Genomic DNA, 22,668 nt, shown 5'->3' on the forward strand with positions numbered 1-22,668 from the left:
AAATTGTAGATGAAAAGAGGGCTAGAATTGCGGAAAATAACGGAGGAATGTTAATTCTCAATCCACGTAACGATAATTTCGGCACTGCCTGGATTCGAATCCGAACGGGTGCCAATAATAGAATAGGAGTAGGCGTTTGGAACTTTGCCGTTAATAATCATGTTGTTCCTGTCGACAATCTGCGTCCCGCGTTTCAGAGCCTTGTCGTTTACATACTTCTGATAGGTGCTCCCGAGTGCATCCATGCTCTCCTGCGTTTCATAGACCAGCATGGAGGATTTCTTTCCGTCCACCGCCTTACCTTCCGTTAACGTAATCCCCGCACCGGCTGGAATCGGCAAATCCCCGGGAAGATATTGCGGCTTGTCCACATTCTCTTCTGCCAAAGTGCGGAAATGACTACCGTCTGCTTCTCCTCCGGGATTGCCGCATGCACTAAGCCCCACGGCTGCCGCAAGCACCAGCAGGGGAAGCGCAACCTTCTTGTCGGCCATCTTTCTAACTCCTCCTCCATGGTCTGTATTACAATCAGAACACTTGTTCATACCCATAATTACCCTGTACTTCCACGGATTAAAACCCGATTTGCTAAAATTTTAAAAAAATCTTTACTTATATAAACTAAACTTAAAAATATACAAACAGGGAAACGTGGCGGAAGAAAAGTTTGGAAATGTAGGAGCGGTAGCGTCCGCCTTTGTCTGCGGATTTCCACCGCGAACAGCGGTACAAATCAAGAAATCTGCAGACAACAGTGGCCGGAAGTCCAAACATTCTCTGGAGTTACGACCAATCCCGAAATAGAAAAATCACAAGTTTAATCTATATAGTCGTCATTACCGAAAAAGCGGTTTACAACTGCAAGGAATTGATCTAATATAATGAGTGAGTACTCACTCATAATTATGGAATCGAGGAGATTGACATGAATCAGGGACATCCTGTGATTGCTGTAACCCATGTCCGCCGCGCATTTGGCACAAAGGAGGTACTGAAGGATATTTCACTCCAGGTGGAGCAGGCAGAGACTTTCGGTATCCTTGGCCCTTCCGGCTCAGGGAAAACTACACTTGTAAAGCTGCTGACCGGGATTGATGAAGCGACCTCAGGCCAGGTGGAGGTGCTGGGTGTTCAAATGCCTAAACTCTCCATGCTGCAGCAAATCGGCTATATGGCACAGTCGGATGCACTTTACAGCGAGCTTAGCGCCAAAGAAAATCTGGAGTTCTTTGCGTCCCTGTATGGTCTTAGAGATGGAAACCGCACCCGCCGGATCGCTGATGTGATGGAGGTAGTTAACCTGCAGGAGCATCTGCGCAAGCGTGTGGACCAATATTCCGGGGGAATGAAGCGGCGGCTGTCGCTGGCCATCGCTCTCTTGCATGAACCTCCGCTGCTCATTCTTGACGAACCCACCGTTGGCATCGATCCGGTGCTGCGCAAGTCGATCTGGAAGGAGCTGCGGACACTAAACGGGAAAGGAACCACCATCGTCCTGACGACCCACGTGATGGATGAAGCGGAGAAATGTGACCGCCTGGCCATGATCCGGGACGGGCAGCTGCTGGCCGTGGACACCCCTGCTGATCTGCTTAAGAACACTGGTGCAGCTTCGATGGAGGAGGCTTTTCTATATTATGGAGGTGCCCGGCGATGAGAGTACGCGCGATTACCCTGCGAATCCTGCAGCAATTCATTCACGATAAAAGAACGATGGCGCTGATGTTCATTGCCCCGCTTCTCGTACTCAGCCTGATGAGTCTGGTGTTCAATGGAGATGCCTATGAGCCGAAGATCGGCGTCTCCGGCGGAGCCGTCCCCTTCACCCGTGCGCTTGAAGCGCAGAACGCCACTGTTATAGCTTACGAGTCAGCGGACGAGGGTAAAGCAGCCCTTCAAGAGAGTGAGCTGGATGCGCTGATTACACTGAACGGAACGACTCCCGAAGTGATGCTTGAGGGCAGCAATCCGACTGCAAACCGCGCGGTGCTGCTGGCCTTGACTGCCGCAACCCGGAACCTGCAATCTGCTGGCGGAGAAGGCCAGATCCAGCCGAAGATCAGCTATCTGTACGGCGCGGAGGATATGAAGACTATTGACCGCTTCGGGCCGATTATGATCGGGGTGTTTGTCTTTTTCTTTGTTTTCCTGATTGCCGGTGTTTCCTTCCTGCGGGAGCGGACCACCGGAACCCTGGAGCGCCTGCTCTCCACCCCGCTGAAGCGCTGGGAGATTGTGCTCGGCTATGTGTGCGGCTTCGGGATATTCACCGTGTTCCAGGCGCTGCTGATTTCCTGGTTCTCCATCCAGGTGCTCGGCATTATGATGGCCGGAAGCTTTGGCTACGTGCTGCTGATGACCCTGCTGCTCTCCATGTCGGCGCTGACGCTGGGCACACTGCTCTCGGCATATGCCTCCAATGAGCTGCAGATGATCCAGTTCATTCCGCTGGTTATCGTGCCCCAGATCTTTTTGAGCGGGCTGTTCCCGCTGGATACCCTTCCTTTGTGGCTGCAGCGTGTCGGTCTGGCAACCCCGATCTACTATGGCTCCGAAGCGCTGATGAATATTATGATCCGCGGCAAAGGCTGGAGCGCCATCGCACTGGATGTCTATGCGCTGATCGGCTTCTCCCTGCTGTTCATGCTGCTGAATGTGCTGGCTCTGCGCAAGCACCGTAAAATGTAAACATCAGGCACCCTATGGTAAACTATATAAAGCGAACTTGAAAAAGTAACAAAGGGAGGAGGGATGGAGGAGAAGTTTGGAACTGGAGGAGCGGTAGCGTCCGCCTTTATCTGCGGATTTCCACCACGAACAGCGGTAACAATCAAGAAATCTGCAGACAACAGCGGCCGGAAGTCCAAACATTCTCCGGAGTCCCGACGAAGTCCCTTATGTAAAGAGCTTAAGTTCACTCTATATACAAGGAAGGAAAAGATTTGGGAGGACAAGTAGATGGAGAAGAATAATGCGGATGGGCAGCAGGGGCAAGAGGAGTGGATCTCCGAACTGCTGGCCATCAGCGAAGAAGAAAAAATGACGCCCAAACAGCTGGCCATTCTCCAGGCGGGAATTGAGGTTTTTTCCGAAAAGGGGTACGCTGCTGCCGCCACCAGTGAAATCGCCCAGAGGGCGGGAGTGGCAGAAGGTACAATATTCCGCTACTACAAGACCAAAAAGGACCTGCTGCTGTCGATCGTCAGCCCGGCGATGACCAAGATGATCGCGCCTTTCGTGCTGCGCAATTTTGACGGGGTGCTGGATGTTCCTTTTGACAGCTATGAAGCGTTCATGCGGGCCTTTATGGTGAACCGTCTGGAATTCGCCCGGAAGAACTTCAAAATTCTGAGGATCTTCGTGCAGGAAATCCCCTTCCAGCCAGCGCTCCGGGAACAATTCATTGAAAATGTTATTGGCAAGGTGCTGGAGCGGGTAACTGCGATCACTGAACATTTCAAAGCAAAGGGCGAGGTTATCGATGCGCCCACGCCTTCGATTATACGCTTCACCATCTCCTCTGTAATCGGGTATCTGCTGGCGCGGCTGCTGCTGCTGCCGGATAAGGACTGGGACGATGCAGCGGAAATCAACCTGACTCTAGACTTTATGCTGCATGGAATTGCAGGTCCGGCACTGCGGCGGGAGGAGTAAAGGGAGCAGCGGGAGTTTTGCATTTTCCTAAGGGAGAAGGCGGACTGCCGCTGCTTTTATAATATGAAAGGAATAAGAACTGTACCTGCACAGAAAATTCTGTAAAAATATAATCCTCTCAAAATCCCTCTATGCTATAATGATAAAAATCATAGCGGATTTCAATATTATACATATGGAGGGTTTTTAAATGAGAATCATGAGACTGGCAGCAGCTTTTCTTGCTACGTCCCTACTGGTAGTCATTCTGCCTTGGATTGCCAAGGCGGATGTATCGAATTCAGATGCTACGCTGATATACTTTTATCAGGGAGCCGGGGCCCTTTCGCCTGCATTTTCCCCGGAAATTACAGAATACACAGTACATATGCGCAGTTCGGAACTCGGCTATTATACTGCAGCCATTCCGTCCAATGCAGACGCGGCTCTGGCCTATTCGATGAATGGAGGCCCTTGGACCCCCATTGGCAACTACGCCTCGACCGGATATCTTCCAACCCAGCGCGGTAACAATACCTTTCAGTTCAAAGTTACTTCATCCGATAACTCCACAAGCAAAATCTACACCGTTCAAGTCTATTATCCGCAGACGAATGATGCAAACCTTTGGGATTTGAGCGTAAGTTCGGGCAGCATCAGTCCTGCCTTTAACCCTTCAACTACCGCATACACCCTAAACGTTCCTTATACAACAAGCAGTCTGGATGTAAATGCATTAGCGAATGATCTTGCAGCTGCTGTTAGTATTGCCGGGAGCAGTGCCCAAGGCGGTATCTCTTCTTCTGTCCCGCTTAATGTGGGAAGCAATATGGTTTATATCGCGGTCAAATCATATAACGCTTCAGTCACCCAAACCTATAGGATTACCGTCACCCGTGCTTTGCCCTCAACCAATGCCGATTTAAGCGCCTTGTCGGTCCCCGGGAATAGCCTCTCTTCTGCTTTTCAATCCGGTGTGACGAGTTATGCCTTACAGGATGTTGGTTATGACACCGGCACGATCGCCGTAACCCCTACCGCTTCCGACTCAACAGCAGCAATAAGCATTCAAAACAGCCAAGGCGGCTACGATCCTATACCCAGCGGCTCTCTTAGTGCTCCCCTGTCATTAAGCCCGGGAGACAATACTATTGTGATTAAGGTAACCGCCCAGGACGGAATCACCGAGAAGCTCTACAGCCTGAGTGTGTACCGGAAAAGCGACAATGCGTTCCTGTCCCAGCTCGCTGTCCTGCCGGGCGGTCTGAATGAGAGCTTCGACAGCCATGTGTTCACTTATACTCTGGCAGATATCACCACAGACAGCCTGACGGTAACGCCAACGCTGGCGGATACTAAGGGTTCGGTGCAGATCAGCGTTAATAACGGGAGTTATGCACCTGTATCTAATGGGCAGGACGCCACTGTGCCGCTGGCCGCCGGAACCCACACCATTCATGTAAAAGTGTCCGCCGAGGACACCGGCTATACCAACGTATACCATCTTACGGTTAAAAGAGTACAGGATAGCACACTCTCTCCTGTCTCCGGCACTTTTGACAAATATGCCTTGAATACAGCAGCAGGCCATTACCATGATGTTGCAACCGTGCTTAACCTGAACGGCAACCTGCTGACCGGCCTGAAGCTGGGGACGGCAGTTCTGGACAATGCCGCCTATACTTTGTCCGGCAGCACCTTAGCTCTTCACAAGGAATACTTGTCCACCCTGGCGGTAGGCGAGCATGAATTTGAGCTGGTCATGGATGCGGGCAGCCATCCACTGTTCACGGTGGCGGTGAAGGACACGACACCGCCGGTTCTGGCCGCGCCAACCGCCGGAGATGCGGCGGTTACGCTCACTTGGACCCCGGTCAGCGGGGCGACCGGGTACAAGGTCTTCGCCAGTACGGTGCCGGGGACCTACGGAACCGCACTGGCGACCCTGGGCGCGGCTGCCGATAGCTATTCGGCAGCCGGCCTCACGAACGGGACGACGTATTACTTCGTCGTCAAGGCCGTGAACGGAGGCGGCGACAGCGCAGCCTCCGCCGAAGTCAGCGCCACACCGCAGGTTCCTGCGCCGGGTGCGCCGGTTGTCCAGGCCGTGACCGCAGGCAACGGTCAGGTGCACCTGGTATGGGCTCCGGTGAGCGGAGCCACCGGATATAACGTCTATACAAGCACAACCTCCGGCGAGTACGGAGCCGCTGCCGGTACGGTTGCCGCTGCGGTCTACAGCTACGATGCTGTAGGCCTGACTAACGGGACGACCTATTATTTCGTCGTCAAAGCCGTGAACGGAGGCGGCGACAGCGCGGCCTCCGCCGAAGTCAGCGCCACCCCTCAGGTTCCTGCGCCGGGTGCACCGGTGCTGCAGACCGCCGTTCCCGGCAATGGAACGGTGAGCCTGAACTGGGAACCGGCAGCCGGTGCCTCGGGATATACCGTCTACCAAAGTACGGTGCCGGGAAATTATGATCAACCAGCAGGTACAGTTGCCGGATCGGTATACAGCTATAACGCAGCAGGCCTGATCAATGGAACCACGTATTATTTTACTGTCAAAGCGGCTAATCCTGGCGGCGGCAGCGCTCTATCCAATGAAGTCAGCGCCACGCCAAGGACGGTTCCCGCCGCACCGGCTATTCTCAGCACTACTGCGGGGGACGGCCAAGTGACCGTTGCCTTCGCGGCTCCTGCGGACAACGGCGGAAGTTCTGTTACCTCCTATGAAATTACAGCATCACCCGGAGGCAGTGTTACCACGGCCTCTGCCAGCCCGGTTACAGTAACCGGGTTGGTGAACGGAACAGCCTATACTTTTACTGTAAAAGCCAAAAACGGAGCAGGTACGGGTCCCGCATCTGGTCCTTCCAACGCGGTAATTCCTATGGCACCGGCCAGTGGTGAAGGATATCCTGCAGAACCCGCACCGCCGGTGATTTCAAGGGTCCCGGCGGCTCCGGCAAAAGAGGACCCGGCCCCGGAAGTATTGACATATGTGAACGGCAAAATCGAAGATTTGGGCGCTATGTCCACGGTACTGGCCGATAACAGACGGCACTCCATCGTCACACTGGACCAGGGCAAACTCGACCGGATATTGGCGGAACATCAACCCGGCGCCAAGATCTCGGTTGAATTCAATAACCTTTCGGAAGTACAGACGGTAGAGCTTAACGGACTGCTGCTCCAGCATTTACAGCAAAAGCAGGCGGCTATATCCGTCCATACTCCCAAAGCCGCGTATACCATTCCCTTACAGTTAATCCGTTGGGATACGGCAGCCGGACAGCCCGGAACAAACGCATCCGCAGCGGATGTGCGCATTCAGATTGAAATTGCAGCTCCGGATGCAAGCCTGGCCGGCACCGCCCGCACCGCTGCGGCCGAAGGCGGGGTCACATTCCTTGCCGGGCCGCTCGATTTCTCGGTAAAAATCGTTAGCGGCAGTCAAACCTCCGGCCTGGCCGGTTTCAGCGCTTATGTGCAACGGAGCTTTTCTCTCCCAGCCGGAACCGATACAAGCCGTGCTACCGGTATTGTGATGGAGCCGGACGGAACCGTGCGTCATGTTCCCACCAGATTTGTATTGCAAAATGGGGAATATGCTGCGGTCATCAGCAGTCTAACCAATAGCACCTATGCTATTGTCTCCCATCCTGTGGAGTTCAAGGATATGGCTGGACATTGGGCACAAGCTGCCGTAGATGACCTGGGGACAAGATTGGTTGTAAACGGAAGCGGGAACGGACTTTTCTTGCCCGACCGCGGGATCACCCGCGCCGAATTTGCGGCGGTTCTGGTACGTGGACTTGGCCTGCAAGCCACCGGCGGCACTTCTCCATTCACGGATGTGAGCAGCTCTGACTGGTACAGCAGCGCAGTCCAAACCGCCTCCCGCCACCAGCTGATCACGGGCTTCGAAGACGGCAGCTTCCGGCCCGATGATGCCATCACCCGGGAGCAGGCGGTGACTATGCTTGCACAGGCGATGCAGCTTACCGGACTTGCTTCGGAAGTCAGCAGCCCCCCCGCTGATCTTATGAAGAAATTTACGGATGCGGATCAGGCTTCCGCCTGGGCGCTGGACAGCATTGCGGCCAGCCTGCAGGCAGGGCTCATCACCGGCCGCAGCGGAACCGGGCTTGCTCCCCAGTCGCATGTGACAAGAGCCGAAGTGGCCGTCTTGCTGCAAAGACTGCTGCAGAAATCCGGACTCATCTGATAAGGATTCTTCCTGCTCACCCCGCCTTCAGCCATCCCCTATCCGCAGATATGCGGTGTGGAGGTGGCTTTTTTATTCCCGCTTTGTAGGCGTACGCATGTTCTGCTAATATGGGTACTATACGAACTTAGGACTTAAGGAAATGTATAAGGAAGTGATCAGCGTTGAGTTTTTATGTGCCGGAACGGGTAATCCGGCTGCTGTGCGGCAAGGCTGCTTTTGAACGGGGCTCCGAGGATTACGAAGCGGGAAAAGTCCGGCTGGCTGCGGTAGAAAATTATGAAGGATTGGAATATTCCAAATATCAGGCGACCGTCTACGGGCGGGAACCTTACGATATCACGCTTACGATAGACAGCGACGGGGATGTTAACGGGAAATGCTCCTGTCCGGCGTACCGTAACGGGGGACCGTTCTGCAAGCATATTGCCGCCGTTCTGGTGGCTATTCTGTACGAGGAAGACGGAGACGGGCCATTATCGGCACAAGGGACAACTGCCGGCCGGAACAAGCCTGAGGTCTTTACCGGAAAGACGGGCGTACTGTTCCCCCGCGATTTACCGGACAGGAACACGTCTGGGGCCACTGCCGGTCCAAGCAGCCGCCATCTGGTAAGCAGCATGCTGGGGTTGTTCGAGAACCCGCGCCAACGCCCCAGCGGTGCAGGAGCTTACGTAGACATAAGAACGCCGCTGCAGGTGGAAGTCATCTGCAGACCCTTTTCCTATAACTTTGGCAGCCGGCTGCTCGGCATTGAACTGAAGGTTGGCCCGAAACGCCTCTACATCGTCCAGAAAATAAGAGCGTTCCTGGAACGTGTCCACCGTGGGGAGCCCTTTGAATTCTCCAAGCATTTCGTCTATGATCCTGCCCTCCACAGCTTCACGAAGGAAGATAATGCGGTGCTGCTGAAGCTGATTGAGATTCTTCTGAACGAACGGGTGTACCGTGACAACATCGGCCCCTACTCGTCATATTCAATAAACCTGGGCGGGGAGCGGCTGCTGGCCATTCCGCCTTTTTTCTGGGAATCTCTTCTCCCTGCGCTCGCCGCATCCCCTTCTGTCTATTTGCAGATTGGCGACACGCTCACCCCAGGCATTCAGATTGCCGACGAGCTGCTGCCGCTGAGTTTCCAGTTTGATCAGGCTGATAGTGACGGCTACCACCTGGACATTCAGGGGCTGGCGCAGATTACGGTCATGGAGGATTACGGGCTCGTGCTGTCTGAAGGCAGGCTGATGAAGCTGCCGGTACAGGAATGCAGGCGTCTCTCGGAGCTGAAGAAGATGCTGGCCAAATCCAGAACCAGCGGGATCGATATCGCGCCGGGTCAGATGGAGCCTTTTATGGATAAGGTGATTCCCGGCCTCAAAAAGCTGGGACAGGTTCATATCGCCGATTCAATCGCTGACCGGATTGTGCAGACGCAGCTGCAAGCCCGGCTCTATCTGGACCGGGTAAGGGACCGGCTGCTGGCCGGACTGGAATTCCAGTATGGGACCATTGTGATCAATCCGCTGGACGAGCAGGCGCGTGAACGCGGGCACGAAGTCATTCTGATGCGGGACGGTGAAGCCGAGCGGCGGATTCTGGAGCTGATGGCGCATGAATCTTTTGCCAGAACGGAAAGCGGCTATATCATGAGCGATGAAGAAGGGGAATACGACTTCCTGTATCATACGATTCCATTGCTGGAGCCTTTGCTGCAGGTCTATGCCACCACTGCCGTCAAGGAGAGGCTGGTAACCGGCATGTATACCCCCAAAGCCAGCTTAACCTGGAATGAAAAAACCGACTGGCTTGATTTCAAATTTGCCATGGACGGCATTCCGGAGTCAGAAATTGTGCTGGTGCTGAAGTCCCTGCAGGAAAAGCGCAAATACTACCGCCTGCCGGATGGAGCGCTGCTGCCGCTGGAAACCGCCGAGCTTCAGGAAATCATCGCTCTGATGAACGAGCTGGGGGTCCATGCTGCGGATATCAAAAGCCCGGAATTCTCCCTGCCTTTGGTCAGGGGACTGCATATGAACGCTGAAGCTGGCAAAGGGGGGACCGATGCTGTCAGCATTGGCCGTTCCTTCCGCCGGCTGCTGGCCAATATGCATAGTCCGGAGAATCTGGATTTTCCCGTGCCGGAGACACTCGCCCCCGTGCTGCGGGATTACCAGCAGTATGGCTTCCAGTGGATGAAAACCCTGGCCCATTACCGCTTCGGCGGCATCCTGGCAGACGATATGGGGCTGGGCAAAACGCTGCAAAGCATCGCCTTTTTGCTCTCCGAGCTGGAGGATATCCGCCAGACCGGACAACCTGCGTTAATTGTTGCCCCCGCCTCCCTGCTCTACAATTGGCAGAACGAGCTGAAGCGCTTCGCGCCGCAGATCAGTGCAGCTATCGTAGACGGAAACCTGGCTGTGCGCAGCAAAACCGTGCGGAATGCCGCAGGCTGTGATGTCCTCATTACCTCCTATCCGCTGCTGCGCCGGGATGTGGAGCTGTATGTCAAACGTTCTTTCCATACCCTCATTCTGGACGAAGCGCAGATGATCAAGAACCATGCTACCCAGACCGCGCAGGCGGTAAAAGCACTCCAGGCACGCTACCGCTTCGCCCTTACCGGCACGCCGGTGGAAAATGCGCTGGAGGATCTTTGGTCGATTTACGGCGTCGTATTCCCCGGACTGTTCCCGGGCAAAAAAGCCTTCCACGATCTGCCCAGAGAAACCGTGGCCAAGCGGATCCGGCCGTTTCTGCTGCGCCGCCTGAAAAGCGATGTGCTCAAAGAGCTGCCGGATAAGATTGAAACTCTTCAGGCCTCTGAGCTGCTGCCGGAACAGAAGAAGCTGTACGTTGCCTATCTTGCCAGACTGCGGAAGGAGGCGCTGAAGCATCTGGACAGCGACGGCTTCGGCAAAGGACGGATTAAGGTGCTCGCCGGGCTTACCCGCCTGCGCCAGCTGTGCTGCCATCCTGCGCTTTTTGTTGACGGCTATGCCGGAGGCTCCGGCAAATTCGAGCAATTGCTGGAGATCATCGGGGAATGCCGCAGCTCCGGCAAACGGGTGCTGATTTTCTCGCAATTCACCGAGATGCTTGGCATGATCAGCCGCGAGCTCGGGTTACTGGCGGTTCCGCATTTCTATCTGGATGGCCATACCCCCTCCTTCAAACGGGTGGAGCTCTGCGGACGGTTCAACGAAGGGGAGCGGGACCTGTTCCTGATCTCGCTCAAAGCCGGGGGAACGGGGCTGAATCTGACCGGAGCAGACACCGTTATCCTCTATGACCTGTGGTGGAATCCGGCCGTTGAACAGCAGGCTGCCGACCGCGCACACCGGATTGGACAAAAAAAGGTGGTCCAGGTGATCCGGCTGATTGCCCAAGGTACGGTAGAAGATAAGATGTACGAACTGCAGCAGAAGAAAAAGAACCTGATTGATGAAGTTATAGAGCCGGGCCAGGAAGCCTTGTCAGCCTTAAGCGAACAGGATATCCGCGAGATTCTGATGATTTGACCCTGTGAAGATAGACAAGGGACAGCAAAAGTATATACTCACCCCCTTGGCCTCACTGGACAACTCAGCCGTTATAATAGCACAAAGAACAGGGATCTCCTTAGCCTAAGTCCAGAGAGATCCCTGTTACTATTTGATCTGTGAAAGCAAAAAGCCGCTTTTCCTATAGTTATGCATCCTGACTAGTGTTCTCGTGCTCGACTACCCGGTGCGCATCCACCAGCTGACCGGATGATTGTTTGCCCCACAATGAGATGCCTACGGCTTCCGCCGCTGCAGGACCGGTTGCAAATATAAATTCAAAGCCGTCCAAATCAGCAAAATAATTCCTGGTCACTACTTCATTAGGGGCGATATGAAGCACTTCATTGACATACAGCGTTCTTGTCGCGTCAAGCACATAACCCTGAATCGTCACGGAGACAGCATCCACTGTATTCCGGCATAACACTTTTACCGTCAACAGCTGTGTGGGTCTGACCCCGAGCACCGCATTGTTTTCTATCGGTCCCGTTGATAATATAGCCATCTTGTCCCATTCCTCCTTTTCACCTGCATTTCCAATCTATGAAGCTCAGACTCTAGCTCGTGGAACCTTGATCGCACACTATACTAATATTCGAGCGCACTGTTAACGGTGTGGACAGAAGACAGGCTTCAATCACCAATATCATCAGGGGTGCATAAAGTGTATTCATAGATCGTTTTACGGAAGAAGGGAGTACCATGCCCCCTCCTGGTAAAGGAAAGAACACTGGTGCAAGAAAAAAAACAGCCAATTCCAAAACGCAAATCCCTAAAGGTCTGGAGTATACAGTAGCTGCTCTGCTGTTAACCGGCAAGCTAAGAGTCGATTCTGTCCAAATGTACAGAGACGCTTCCCTCTTCGTCAGTTTGGTTGGTAAATATAAATCTTTGAGCGATTTAAATTCAAACAGCAACGTGGATAAACTGGTCAGCTTTCTCGACGAGAACAGCAACCTGACCTTGAACGAAATCATGACCGCCCTGAAGAAAAAAGCCGACAGTTCCTAAAAGCCCGGGAGAAAACAAATGAAAAGGGAGGCGCGTTGACAGATGGACAGCTTTGACGGAGAGGAATTTGCCGGGGGGATTCTGCTCGTAATTGTAATTGCCCTGCTGATTTACGGTTCGACAGACATTAAGAATCTGACGGGTGCGCCAACCGCAGATTAATCGGTTAATCTGCAACAACCCTATTGCTTTCTGCCAAAAATTCGCTATACTAATAAAAATCAATCTACATTCGATGAACGGGAAAGTAGTGACCTTGGACCCTAGTCCCCAGCGAGCCGGGAGAGTGTGAGCCGGTACAGATCCAGTCATGAAGCGCACCCGGGAGATGGACTTCTGAACTGACAGTAGGAAGCCCCGGCTGAAGGCCGTTAACCTGTGAGGTGGCCGAACCCTGTGTTCGGCAACGAGAGTGGTACCGCGAGCGCTTATGTCCTCGTCTCTTTTAGAGACGGGGTTTTTTGTGTTTACCGGGACGCTTGTATGGGCGGCTGTGCTGTATTTTTAAGGAGGAGTATACAATGTTAAGCCAATGGATCAAAAACCAGCTGGAACAATGTGCAGCTAACGTAATCAACAGCCTCGGCGAGGCCTCTGCAGAACCCGCTACAGTCTTATTGGAGCAGCCCCCGAATGCCGATTTCGGTGATTACTCCAGTAATATCGCAATGCAATTGGCCAAAAAACTGCGCAAAACCCCCATGGCCGTCGCCGGGCTGATCACCGCAGAATTTCAGCGGATAGGAGCTGCAGGCGGGATTGTGCAGCGGATCGAAATTGCCAATCCGGGGTTCATCAATCTGTACATCAATTGGCAGGAATGGGCCGGACAGACCTTTAAGCTGCCTCCGGGCAGCGGGGAAAAAGTCATCATCGAGCATACAAGCGTGAACCCAAACAAATCGCTTCATATCGGGCATCTGAGAAACTCCTGCATTGGGGATGCGCTTGTACGGATTTTGCGGAAAACAGGGCACAACGTTGAAGTCCACAATTATGTGGATGATCTCGGCAACCAGCTGGCGGATACGGTGGTCGGCCTGCTTCGTGTACCGCTGGCCGGGGAGCATGTCCGCTTCGGGGATTACTGCTGGGATATTTATGCCGCGGTTAACAAGAAATATGCCGAGCAGCCTGAGATGATCCGTCAACGGACAGAAATTCTCCATGAACTTGAGGAGGGGCACGGCAATACAGCCTGGCTCGGCCAGCTCGCCGCTGAACGGATCGTTAGAGAGCATGTCGCGGAAATGAGAAGCTTCGGCATAGAGTACGATCTGCTGGTCTGGGAGAGCAGTATTGTACAAGCGGGATTCTGGTCCTCTGCTTCCGGTCTGCTTAAAGAGACCGACATGTTTGTCCAGGAGACGGAAGGCAAGCTGGCAGGCTGCTGGATACTAAAACAACCGGCGGCTGAAGGGATGGAGAACGGCTCGGAGGATCATCAGAAGGACAAGGTGCTGGTGCGTTCGAACGGGATTTTGACCTACACTGCTAAGGATATCGCCTATCATCTCTGGAAATTCGGACTGCTGGATAAAGATTTCACCTACAGCGAATTTAACGCAGGCCTGTGGACCACCGGGTTGACCGGAGCACCGAAATCCTTCGGTAAGGCTGACAGAGTGGTCAATGTCATCGATTACCGGCAGGAGTATCCGCAGGCCATGGTAAAGCAGGCATTGGAGGTCCTTGGTTTCACTGCGCAGGCAGAGAAGCTGCATCATGTCAGCTATGGTGTAGTTTCACTCAGTCCGGCTTCTGCTGCCGGGCTTGGCATTGATACCTCGGATGGCAAAAGCTCCTACGCCATGTCCGGCCGTCAGGGGATCGGCGTCAAGGTGGCGGATCTCGTCCAGCTTATGGAAAGCAGCATCGAAGCCGCCCGCTCCGACGTTACCGGCCTCTCCAGCCGGCTCATCGCCACCGCCGCAATCCGTTACTACCTGCTGCGTTTCAATCTGGGCACGGAGATTGTGTTCGACTTCAAGCAGGCTACAGAGATTTCCGGCAATACCGGGGTCTATCTGATGTACACCTACGCGCGTGCCGGCCGTGTGCTCAGCAAAGCGGAGGACCCGGCCGAGCTAACAGCAGTCCCCCGGTTCCCGGCACAGCTGGACACCGCCGAGCTGGCTCTATTGAGACAGCTGAGCACCTGGGAGGATACCCTATACACGGCGGGCCGCGAACTGACGCCAAATACCATTTGCAGCTACGCTCATACCCTGGCATCGCTGTTCAATAACTTTTATTCCTCCTGTCCGATTCTCAAGGGAGAGGAGAGTTCCATCCGCTTCCGCCTCTGGCTCACCTTGCGCTTCCAGAGCACTCTCGGCGAGGTCTTGGAGCTGCTCGGACTGCCGAAGCCGGAGCGGATGTAGCTTGTTCTTCTCACTTGTAAAGCGATACAGAAGCAGATGCACAACCTGTCTCTTGAGGTAGAACTATTAATGCTTGCATAAGTACTTATATTGATGCTTGCATAAATACTTTTATTTTTACTTTATTAAATAAAATGTGGTATATTTGAGTCAGAAAAGCCGTACAATGCAAAAAGAGTCGTGCGGCTAACACGACTCCCTTGCAATAGCCGCTTTTAAGGGCGGAGGCTCAGACAGGTACTACCCACAGAAATAGGCCGCAATCCTGGACAGAGGGCGGCCTATTTCTTTTGTGCGACTTGTTTTGCTATAACTGTCTTGCGGCAGGAAAAGCAAGAATGCGAAAGCATTTAACTTTGTATCCGAAGATCGGAATGATGGAACCATGTATCCCGAAACGGTCTCGATAATACTCCTGCATGCTCTATCCGGACAGCGTATAGAGTATGAAGCCAGGTGAAGGCGGCAGAAGGAAAGCTGGAGCCACTCGGTCGAGAAGGTATGCCAACTGATATGCCGGACGGCTGAAAAACAGGCTATGGTGAGAATGTCCCACCGGACTGACGAACTGCCGAATGTACGGGTCTAGAGTAGGACCATCGGGAAACCAATGGGCTAGCGTAGGCTAGGTGGACGGCGAAAAGTACGATATAGAAGATAGGAACCTCGCTATACCGGACAACGGCGGTATCCCTCCACAGGCTCAAAGGCAGCACCTAAGGCTTGAATGTATAGCTAGGGCACAAGGAACAAGGAAAGCAAGGAACGTCGGAACAAAGTCTGTCAACTTAGACGGCTGCTATAAGGCATACGCCGAAATGCACTTATCCTTGTGAGAGTAGGGGAACAACCAATGAAATGCCTGTAATGGGCATGAAGGAACAGCCCCGAGTCTTCTTGAAAACGAATTCAATTTTCCAAAATGAACGGCAAAGATCGGGTAAGAATGTGGGGAATATCTTTCTCTCTAAAAAAAAAAAAAAAAAAGAGAGAGGGGGATACCACAATGTCGGCACTACGATACTGGGACTACTACAACATGACCGGAACCTTCACGGAGCTGTACGAAAGAGCCAAAAATAAGGGGAAATTCTCGAAACTCAACGACATTGTTACATCTCGGGAAAACATCCTCCTGGCTTATCGAACCATCAAATCCAATAAAGGTTCCCGCACAGCCGGAACAGACGGCAAAACCATTGAGGATATCAAAGTCGAAACTGATGAAGCAATTGTAAATCTTATCAGACAAAAGCTGTTGAATTATAGACCAAAAAAGGTAAGACGTGTTTTCATCCCGAAACCAAACGGCAAACAAAGACCTCTAGGCATACCTTGTATTTTAGATCGGATTGTCCAGCAATGTTTCAAACAAGTGCTTGAACCCATTGCTGAAGCCCACTTCTATAAACACAGCTACGGTTTTAGACCTATGCGAGCTACTCATCACGCTATTGCACGGGTGCAGCACTTAATCAACTTTAACCGTCTCCACTATATTGTGGATATTGACATCAAGGGCTTTTTCGACAATGTAAATCACACTAGACTGATAAAACAGTTATGGAACATGGGGATTCGTGACAGGAAGGTTCTTCGGATTATCAGCAAAATGCTGAAAGCCGAAATTGAGGGTGAAGGCAGACCCACCAAAGGAACTCCGCAAGGGGGAATTCTGTCTCCCTTGCTCTCCAACATCGTTCTAAACGACTTGGATCAATGGGTTGCCGGACAATGGGCGGACTTTACGACCACGCACAAGTATGACAGAGATGATAATAAGTACATGGCCCTCAAGAAAAGCCATTTGAAAGAAGGCTACATCGTCCGATATGCTGATGACTTCAAAATCTTGTGTCGAGATTGGAAGACAGCCCAAAAGTGGTACCATGCCGTCAGATCCTACCTTCAAGAGCGTCTGAAATTGGACATCTCGCCAGAAAAATCGCAGATTCTGAATCTTCGAAAGAGATGCTCCGAATTTCTCGGATTTACGATCCGAGCCGCAAAAAAGGGGCATAAGCGAGTCACCCACACAGGGATCAACAACAAAAAGAAGCAGCAAATCAAGAAGGAAGCGAAGAAGCGGATTCGAAAGATCCGCCAATCGCCTACCGCTCAAAACGCCCTTCTGTTCAACAGCTATGTCTTAGCTCTACATAATTACTTTAACCGAGCGACACATGTAAGTCTCGAATTCTCCCGTCTTGCCCGAGAACTGCGCGTGTTCTTCTACAATCGTCTGAAACAAGTCGGCAAATATGAGCATCCCAGCAACCCACCACCGGTTTACCACAAATTTTATAGCTCTAACTACAAAACATTCAAAATCGCCAATGTTTATCTCTTCCCCTTGGCCAATGTTAAGATGAATATTGCAATGAATATTAATCAGAGCATAACCCCATTTACAGAAGAAGGGCGAAAGTTGATAATCGAAAGAATGAAACCGGACATTCAATGGGAAGTAGCAAAGCTTATGAAGTCCAGACTACCTGATCGTAGTCTTGAGTATATGGACAATCGTCTTAGCAGATACAGCATGAAAATGGGCAAATGCGAGATAACAGGTTTGTTTTTGCACGCAGAAAATGTACATTGTCATCATTATCTGCCGACCCATTTAAAAGGAAACGACCAGTTTAAAAACCTTCGCATCCTCCATAGAGATGTCCATAAATTAATCCATGCCTCCGCAAAACATACGATCATGGAACTACGTAAACGTCTGAACTTAACCGACAAAATGATCATGACGATAAACCAGTACCGCAAAAGGTGTAATTTGGAACTTATTGATTAACAATTATAAGAAGATGGAACGCCGTATGCGGTGAAAGTCGCACGTACGGTGTGGAGGAGGGGAAAAGGTAGCGATCACATCAAAGCCTTACCTATTCCTATTGTGGAAAGACAGGATTAACACAACCAGAGTCGCAAATGAAATCATTAGCGTCAATGCTTGGTATACTTCCACAGGCATCACCTCCCCTCCGGGAGATTAGCCAGCCGCCCTTGCAAGCCTTCTATTGTCCAGTTATTATATCATGGCTTTAAGCCGCATGGATAGATGTACCATATGTACATTCTGCTTCCAATCAACTCACATTGCGAAGTATTCCTCCCGATGCCTATGCTCCAACGCCCCCCTTTCAGGTGTTCTCATCCTCCGGACGCACAAACAGCCTTCCCGAAGGAAGGCTGTTTTGTGACGTCCCGGAAGGGATTCGAACCCCTGACCGTGCGCTTAGAAGGCGCATGCTCTATCCAGCTGAGCTACCGGGACACATGTGAAAAATAGAAGACTCATAAAGCATATGTATTAATGCAACGTTATTTATTATAACGTATTCGGCAAATTTTTCAAGGGGCTGCTCAAAAATTTGCCTGTCCGCCCCACTCCGGCATTTCTGCCCCCGGAGCGGAAGCAGAGGAAGTCCAGGCCCCCCTTCCTCCAGCTTCCGCCGCCGGGGCAGATCCGGCAGCGCTCCTGCCGTTCATTAACCTGCCCGTTAGGGCAGCTTATGAAAATGCGCCTCCAGCTGTTTTTTCAAATCTCCAAAAATGAGCAGCTCCTGCTGGAACTTCGAACGTTCGTCCTCCGGAGTCATAATGGCGCTTCCCGTGAACGCGCTGACCGTCACATCCTGAAACGCATCATGCAAATTGTTGTCAAACCAGTCTGTGGCAGTATCGGCATCATTCGTCAGAATGCGCACAATTTCATAACCTTCCTCGCGCTGGTCCTCAACAATGTACACCAAAAGTGCGGAATCGCCTACAGCCCCGGGCAATACGCCAACTTCTGCGCATGGTGCCCCGTCAAATTCGGTCATTCTGCGGATTTTGGCGTCTTTAATGTAATACACTGGTCATCATCCCTCCTGGCAAATTTCCCTCTCCCTTAGTGTTCGGATAAGGACATACATTTTATGCCTTCCTTCGGCATATATCTGTATTACTTGGCAAAAAAGAAAGGACAACAATCGCACAAAAGAGAGGATGAAGCATCATGTGCGGAATAACCGGATTTATCCAGTGGCGCGGCGACCTCACACAGCACTCGCAACTGCTCGTAAAAATGACTGAAACCCTGGAGACCCGCGGACCGGATGCGGCTGGAACGTGGATCTCCGGCCCCTGCGCCTTCGGACACCGGAGACTTAGCGTCATCGATCCTGAGAACGGGGCACAGCCGATGATCGCCCGCCATGACGACAAGGTGTACGCAATTGTGTATAACGGTGAATTATATAATGCCCCTGAGCTCAAAGTTGAACTCCAGCAGCGCGGGCATTATTTTCTCACGGAATGCGATACGGAGGTTCTGCTCCATGCCTATATCGAATGGGGACCGGATTGTACGGAAAAGCTGAACGGCATTTTTGCGTTTGCCGTCTGGGACAGCTTGCGCGATCAGGTGTTTTTGGCACGGGACCGTCTTGGCGTGAAGCCGCTGTTCTACAGCCAGGTGGACGACGTATTTGTCTTTGGCTCTGAGCCCAAAGCGCTGCTGCAGCATCCCAAGGTGAAGCCGAATGTCGGACCGGAAGGCCTGGCGGAAGTTTTCATCATCGGTCCGGCCCGTACACCGGGACATGGGGTATATAAAGATATATTCGAGCTTCGTCCAGGTCATGCCATGATTTATAGCCGGAATGGAATCCGCAAGTATGCTTATTGGGAGCTGGAGAGCTACAATCACACCGACAACGTGGATGAAACGGCGGCCAAGGTCCGGGACCTGCTGCAGGATACACTGGAGCGCCAGCTGGTGTCGGATGTTCCGGTCTGCTCGCTGCTCTCCGGGGGCCTGGATTCCAGCGCGCTGACCGCACTCGCCGTGGACTATTACAACCGTACCGGCCAGGGCCAGGTCAACACCTATTCCGTCGATTATATCGATAACGACAAACATTTCAAAAGCCATTCCTTCCAGCCCGGCGCAGACGGCCCCTGGATTAAGCGGATGGTCGATGAGCTGAAGACGAATCACCATTATGTGGCGTTCGATACCCCCGAGCTGGTAACGGCGCTGGATAACGCCCTCTACTCCCGCGATTTGCCGGGGATGACCGATGTGGATTCTTCGCTGTATTTGTTTTGCCGGGAGATCAAAAAGAACGCCACGGTCGCTATTTCCGGTGAAGCGGCTGATGAGATTTTTGGCGGATATCCCTGGTTCCACCGTGAGGAAATGCTGTCTTCCGGCACCTTCCCCTGGTCAGTCGCTCCCAAAATGCGCGCAGAGCTGCTGTCCCCGGAAATCCGGGAATGGATTCGCCCGCTGGAGTATTTGGGTGACCGGTACAGCGACGCGGTAGCAGAGGTGCCAAAGCTTGACGGCGAGACCGGCAAACAGGCGCAAATGCGCGTGATGTCCTACCTGAACATTACCCGGTTTATGCCTACCCTGCTGGACCGCAAAGACCGGATGAGCATGGGGGTTGGCCTGGAGGTCCGCGTGCCTTACTGCGACCACCGGCTGGTGCAATATGTCTTCAACATTCCCTGGGAAATTAAAACCGTAGGCAACCGGGAAAAAGGCATCCTCCGCAAAGCGCTGGAAGGCATTCTGCCGGACGATGTGCTCTACCGCAAAAAAAGCCCGTACCCCAAAACGCATAATCCAGCCTACTTAAACGCAGTACGGACACAGATGCTTAACATCCTGGATGATTCATCGTCGCCGATTCTTCCATTAATAGACGCCGCCAAAATCCGTGAGATCGCCGCATCCCCGGAATCGTCCAGCAATCTGCCCTGGTTCGGTCAGCTGATGTCCGGCCCGCAGCTGTTTGCTTACCTGGCCCAAGTTAACCTATGGCTGCGCAAATATAACGTTTCAATCGGGTAAAATAGCGCTGGGCAGATTCCTGCTACTACCTGCCCTTTACTCCTAAAAAACTCAAGCCAAAGAACAGGTCACGCGAGGGAGACCTGTTCTTTGGCTTTCTGCATGCTGTCTATACCGTCCGGCAGCTTAAAAGTTGAAATTATCCGGGTCCGGGCCGAAGCGGTGATTCTGATTCAGATCCTCAAGCACCTTGACGTCCTCATCGCTGAGCGTGAAATCGAAGAATCCGGCATTTTCCACAATGCGTTCGGCGTGCACGGATTTCGGAATCGTGATGACGCCCTGCTGCAGATCCCAGCGGAGCACGATTTGCGCCGGGGTTTTGCCGTATTTACCAGCCAGCTCTTTCAGCACCGGCAGATCCAGATTGCCCTGCATCAGCGGGCTCCAGGCTTCTACCTGAATGTCATGTGCCTTCGCATACTTCAGCAGCTCGCGCTGGGTCAGCAGCGGGTGGAACTCAACCTGATCCACGGCTGGCACCACTCCGGTATCATCGATGATATCCTGCAGATGATGCGGCTGGAAGTTGCTCACGCCAATGGATTTGACGAGCCCCTCCTTTTGCAGATGCACCAGTGCCTTCCAGGATTCACGGTACTTGCCGGCCACCGGCCAATGGATCAGATACAGATCAAGAACATCCAGTCCAAGCTTCTTGCGGCTGACCTCAAAAGCCTTCAGTGCCGACTCATAACCCTGATCCCCGTTCCACAGCTTGGTCGTAATGAACAATTCTTCCCGGGGCACACCGGATTCACGGATAGCCTGTCCGACACCCTCTTCATTCTTGTATCCGGCAGCCGTATCAATACTGCGGTAGCCTGTCTCCAATGCCGTCTTCACAGCATGAATCACTTCGTCGCCTTCCTTCGCCTGCCACACGCCAAGCCCCAGCCAAGGCATGGTTGCCCCATCGTTTAACGTAGGTCCTCCAGTAAATGGTCCGTTCAATTGACTCATCGTTTTCCCTCCAAGCCATAGGTTAAATTCATCACTCTTCCTTAACCGAAAAAGATGCATAAGAAGCACATAACAATGCTTTTAGTATAGCAAAACGTTGACAACTTACCAAAATTCTATAAAAGCAGGCGTTAGCTGGTCTGTTAATCACAGTGCACCGGCTTTTTTTGCTTTAAGGTGTAACTTGTATCTTTATTTTTCGTGTAAGAAGGGCCTGAAGGAGGTGGAGAGGATTGTATGAAGACAATGAACTTATGGCTCGGGTGCAAGCTGGAGATAAAGGGGCGTACGAAGAGCTTGTCCTGAAGCACAGACTTAAGGCTATCGCATTTGCAAACAGCTTCGTGTGTGATTTATATACCGCCGAGGATATTGTGCAGGAATGCTTCGTAAAAGTGTATATCCATAGAGAAACCTATCAGCCCAGCCATGCTTTTAATACGTATTTATTCACCATTATCCGCAACAGCTGCATTGATTACTTAAGATCTAGACAAGCCTCGCGGTCCTTCAGCTCAGAAGCAGTCCCTGAGCTCAGCGACCACACTACACCCGAAGAAATCCTGGCCAGCCGCGAGAACACCAAACTTATTTATGAGGTACTGGACGATTTGCAGATCGATTATAAAACAGCTTTGTATCTGTATGCTGTAGCCGATTTCAGTTATAAGGATATTGCCAGCATTATGAAAAAGTCAGTACCCCAAATCAAAATCCTGCTCTACAGAGCACGCAAAAAATTCAAACTTCAGTATAAGGAGCTGATGGTGAATGAGGAGTGAAAAGGATTTTTTAGCCGGTATGTGGAGAAACATTGAACTTGCGGAAGCAGAACAATTGCAAAAAAAACAAGCAAGAGAACGGAATCGGAGATTGCTGAAAAAAAACATCATCATGTACACCGCTTTGCTTGTAACATTTGTGCTGCTAATCCTCTGGCTCCCCTCAAACCCCGGATTTATAACGTGCATTTGCGGAGCTTATCTGCTGCTTGGTTACATATTGGACGACTTCTCATATAAAATCTTCATCAAATAAGGGAGGAAC

At 52.1% G+C, this 22,668-nt stretch carries 16 protein-coding genes, 1 tRNA gene and 1 other annotated feature; of the genes, 11 read left to right on the forward strand and 6 right to left on the reverse strand.

Annotated features, from left to right (window positions below):
• Positions 1-50 precede the first annotated feature (50 nt).
• Positions 51-494, reverse strand: coding sequence for a hypothetical protein (locus PRIO_RS27010; protein WP_020427188.1), 444 nt, complete (start codon positions 492-494; stop codon positions 51-53).
• A gap of 431 nt (positions 495-925) precedes the next feature.
• Between PRIO_RS27010 and PRIO_RS27015 the strand changes: the two genes are divergently transcribed.
• From PRIO_RS27015 to PRIO_RS27040, 5 genes are all read left to right on the forward strand, one after another.
• A complete protein-coding gene (locus tag PRIO_RS27015; RefSeq protein ID WP_020427187.1) occupies positions 926-1,657 on the forward strand; it encodes an ABC transporter ATP-binding protein in 732 nt (243 codons plus the stop codon).
• Positions 1,654-2,688: an ABC transporter permease gene (locus PRIO_RS27020; protein WP_020427186.1), complete on the forward strand. Its 1,035-nt coding sequence runs from the start codon at positions 1,654-1,656 to the stop codon at positions 2,686-2,688. Before PRIO_RS27015 ends, PRIO_RS27020 begins: the two co-directional genes overlap by 4 nt.
• 270 nt (positions 2,689-2,958) lie before the next feature.
• The gene (locus tag PRIO_RS27030) at positions 2,959-3,654 is read left to right on the forward strand and encodes a TetR/AcrR family transcriptional regulator (RefSeq protein WP_046505555.1); all 696 of its coding nucleotides are present in this window, start codon (positions 2,959-2,961) and stop codon (positions 3,652-3,654) included.
• 190 nt (positions 3,655-3,844) lie between these two features.
• Positions 3,845-7,864 (forward strand): cadherin-like beta sandwich domain-containing protein, encoded by a 4,020-nt coding sequence (locus PRIO_RS35135; RefSeq protein ID WP_020427184.1) that lies wholly within the window; start codon positions 3,845-3,847, stop codon positions 7,862-7,864.
• A 164-nt stretch (positions 7,865-8,028) separates the two neighbouring features.
• Positions 8,029-11,382 (forward strand): DEAD/DEAH box helicase, encoded by a 3,354-nt coding sequence (locus PRIO_RS27040; protein WP_020427183.1) that lies wholly within the window; start codon positions 8,029-8,031, stop codon positions 11,380-11,382.
• Between the two features lie 169 nt (positions 11,383-11,551).
• Here the strand turns inward: PRIO_RS27040 and PRIO_RS27045 are convergent, their stop codons facing one another.
• Positions 11,552-11,911, reverse strand: a complete 360-nt coding sequence (locus PRIO_RS27045; RefSeq protein ID WP_020427182.1) for a hypothetical protein — start codon at positions 11,909-11,911, stop codon at positions 11,552-11,554.
• Between the two features lie 197 nt (positions 11,912-12,108).
• On the opposite strand from PRIO_RS27045, the gene PRIO_RS27050 reads away from it, so the two are divergent.
• The 3 genes from PRIO_RS27050 to ltrA all read left to right on the forward strand — a co-directional run bounded on the left by PRIO_RS27050 (position 12,109) and on the right by ltrA (position 17,604).
• On the forward strand, positions 12,109-12,417 hold the full coding sequence (locus PRIO_RS27050) for a hypothetical protein (protein ID WP_020427181.1): 309 nt from the start codon (positions 12,109-12,111) through the stop codon (positions 12,415-12,417).
• 226 nt (positions 12,418-12,643) lie between these two features.
• Positions 12,644-12,864, forward strand: a binding site (T-box leader).
• A 74-nt stretch (positions 12,865-12,938) separates the two neighbouring features.
• Positions 12,939-14,801 (forward strand): arginine--tRNA ligase, encoded by a 1,863-nt coding sequence (locus PRIO_RS27055; protein WP_020427179.1) that lies wholly within the window; start codon positions 12,939-12,941, stop codon positions 14,799-14,801.
• Between the two features lie 1,006 nt (positions 14,802-15,807).
• Positions 15,808-17,604 (forward strand): group II intron reverse transcriptase/maturase, encoded by a 1,797-nt coding sequence (gene ltrA, locus PRIO_RS27060; protein ID WP_046505559.1) that lies wholly within the window; start codon positions 15,808-15,810, stop codon positions 17,602-17,604.
• Positions 17,605-17,691: 87 nt separating this feature from the next.
• On the opposite strand, the gene PRIO_RS37535 is transcribed toward ltrA, so the two are convergent.
• From PRIO_RS37535 to PRIO_RS27070, 3 genes are all read right to left on the reverse strand, one after another.
• On the reverse strand, positions 17,692-17,784 hold the full coding sequence (locus PRIO_RS37535; protein WP_407944471.1) for a putative holin-like toxin: 93 nt from the start codon (positions 17,782-17,784) through the stop codon (positions 17,692-17,694).
• Positions 17,785-18,013: 229 nt separating this feature from the next.
• Positions 18,014-18,087, reverse strand: a tRNA-Arg gene (locus PRIO_RS27065).
• A 226-nt stretch (positions 18,088-18,313) separates the two neighbouring features.
• The gene (locus PRIO_RS27070; protein ID WP_020426300.1) at positions 18,314-18,670 is read right to left on the reverse strand and encodes a hypothetical protein; all 357 of its coding nucleotides are present in this window, start codon (positions 18,668-18,670) and stop codon (positions 18,314-18,316) included.
• 143 nt (positions 18,671-18,813) lie between these two features.
• Between PRIO_RS27070 and asnB the strand changes: the two genes are divergently transcribed.
• Positions 18,814-20,658, forward strand: coding sequence for an asparagine synthase (glutamine-hydrolyzing) (asnB, locus tag PRIO_RS27075; protein WP_020426299.1), 1,845 nt, complete (start codon positions 18,814-18,816; stop codon positions 20,656-20,658).
• 126 nt (positions 20,659-20,784) lie between these two features.
• On the opposite strand, the gene PRIO_RS27080 is transcribed toward asnB, so the two are convergent.
• On the reverse strand, positions 20,785-21,621 hold the full coding sequence (locus tag PRIO_RS27080) for an aldo/keto reductase (protein ID WP_039785650.1): 837 nt from the start codon (positions 21,619-21,621) through the stop codon (positions 20,785-20,787).
• A 233-nt stretch (positions 21,622-21,854) separates the two neighbouring features.
• On the opposite strand from PRIO_RS27080, the gene PRIO_RS27085 reads away from it, so the two are divergent.
• The gene (locus tag PRIO_RS27085; protein ID WP_046505563.1) at positions 21,855-22,403 is read left to right on the forward strand and encodes an RNA polymerase sigma factor; all 549 of its coding nucleotides are present in this window, start codon (positions 21,855-21,857) and stop codon (positions 22,401-22,403) included.
• Entirely contained in the window at positions 22,393-22,659 is a 267-nt protein-coding gene (locus tag PRIO_RS27090) for a hypothetical protein (protein ID WP_020426296.1), read from the forward strand. Before PRIO_RS27085 ends, PRIO_RS27090 begins: the two co-directional genes overlap by 11 nt.
• Positions 22,660-22,668: the final 9 nt, after the last annotated feature.

Source organism: Paenibacillus riograndensis SBR5 (assembly GCF_000981585.1).
Taxonomy (GTDB): domain Bacteria; phylum Bacillota; class Bacilli; order Paenibacillales; family Paenibacillaceae; genus Paenibacillus_AQ; species Paenibacillus_AQ riograndensis.

Coding starts and splice junctions, on each gene's coding strand:
- PRIO_RS27010 (WP_020427188.1), bottom strand. CDS start 494: ATGGCCGACAAGAAGGTTGCGCTTCCCCTGCTGGTGCTTGCGGCAGCC.
- PRIO_RS27015 (WP_020427187.1), top strand. CDS start 926: ATGAATCAGGGACATCCTGTGATTGCTGTAACCCATGTCCGCCGCGCA.
- PRIO_RS27020 (WP_020427186.1), top strand. CDS start 1,654: ATGAGAGTACGCGCGATTACCCTGCGAATCCTGCAGCAATTCATTCAC.
- PRIO_RS27030 (WP_046505555.1), top strand. CDS start 2,959: ATGGAGAAGAATAATGCGGATGGGCAGCAGGGGCAAGAGGAGTGGATC.
- PRIO_RS35135 (WP_020427184.1), top strand. CDS start 3,845: ATGAGAATCATGAGACTGGCAGCAGCTTTTCTTGCTACGTCCCTACTG.
- PRIO_RS27045 (WP_020427182.1), bottom strand. CDS start 11,911: ATGGCTATATTATCAACGGGACCGATAGAAAACAATGCGGTGCTCGGG.
- PRIO_RS27050 (WP_020427181.1), top strand. CDS start 12,109: ATGCCCCCTCCTGGTAAAGGAAAGAACACTGGTGCAAGAAAAAAAACA.
- PRIO_RS27055 (WP_020427179.1), top strand. CDS start 12,939: ATGTTAAGCCAATGGATCAAAAACCAGCTGGAACAATGTGCAGCTAAC.
- ltrA (WP_046505559.1), top strand. CDS start 15,808: ATGTCGGCACTACGATACTGGGACTACTACAACATGACCGGAACCTTC.
- PRIO_RS37535 (WP_407944471.1), bottom strand. CDS start 17,784: ATGCCTGTGGAAGTATACCAAGCATTGACGCTAATGATTTCATTTGCG.
- asnB (WP_020426299.1), top strand. CDS start 18,814: ATGTGCGGAATAACCGGATTTATCCAGTGGCGCGGCGACCTCACACAG.
- PRIO_RS27080 (WP_039785650.1), bottom strand. CDS start 21,621: ATGAGTCAATTGAACGGACCATTTACTGGAGGACCTACGTTAAACGAT.
- PRIO_RS27090 (WP_020426296.1), top strand. CDS start 22,393: ATGAGGAGTGAAAAGGATTTTTTAGCCGGTATGTGGAGAAACATTGAA.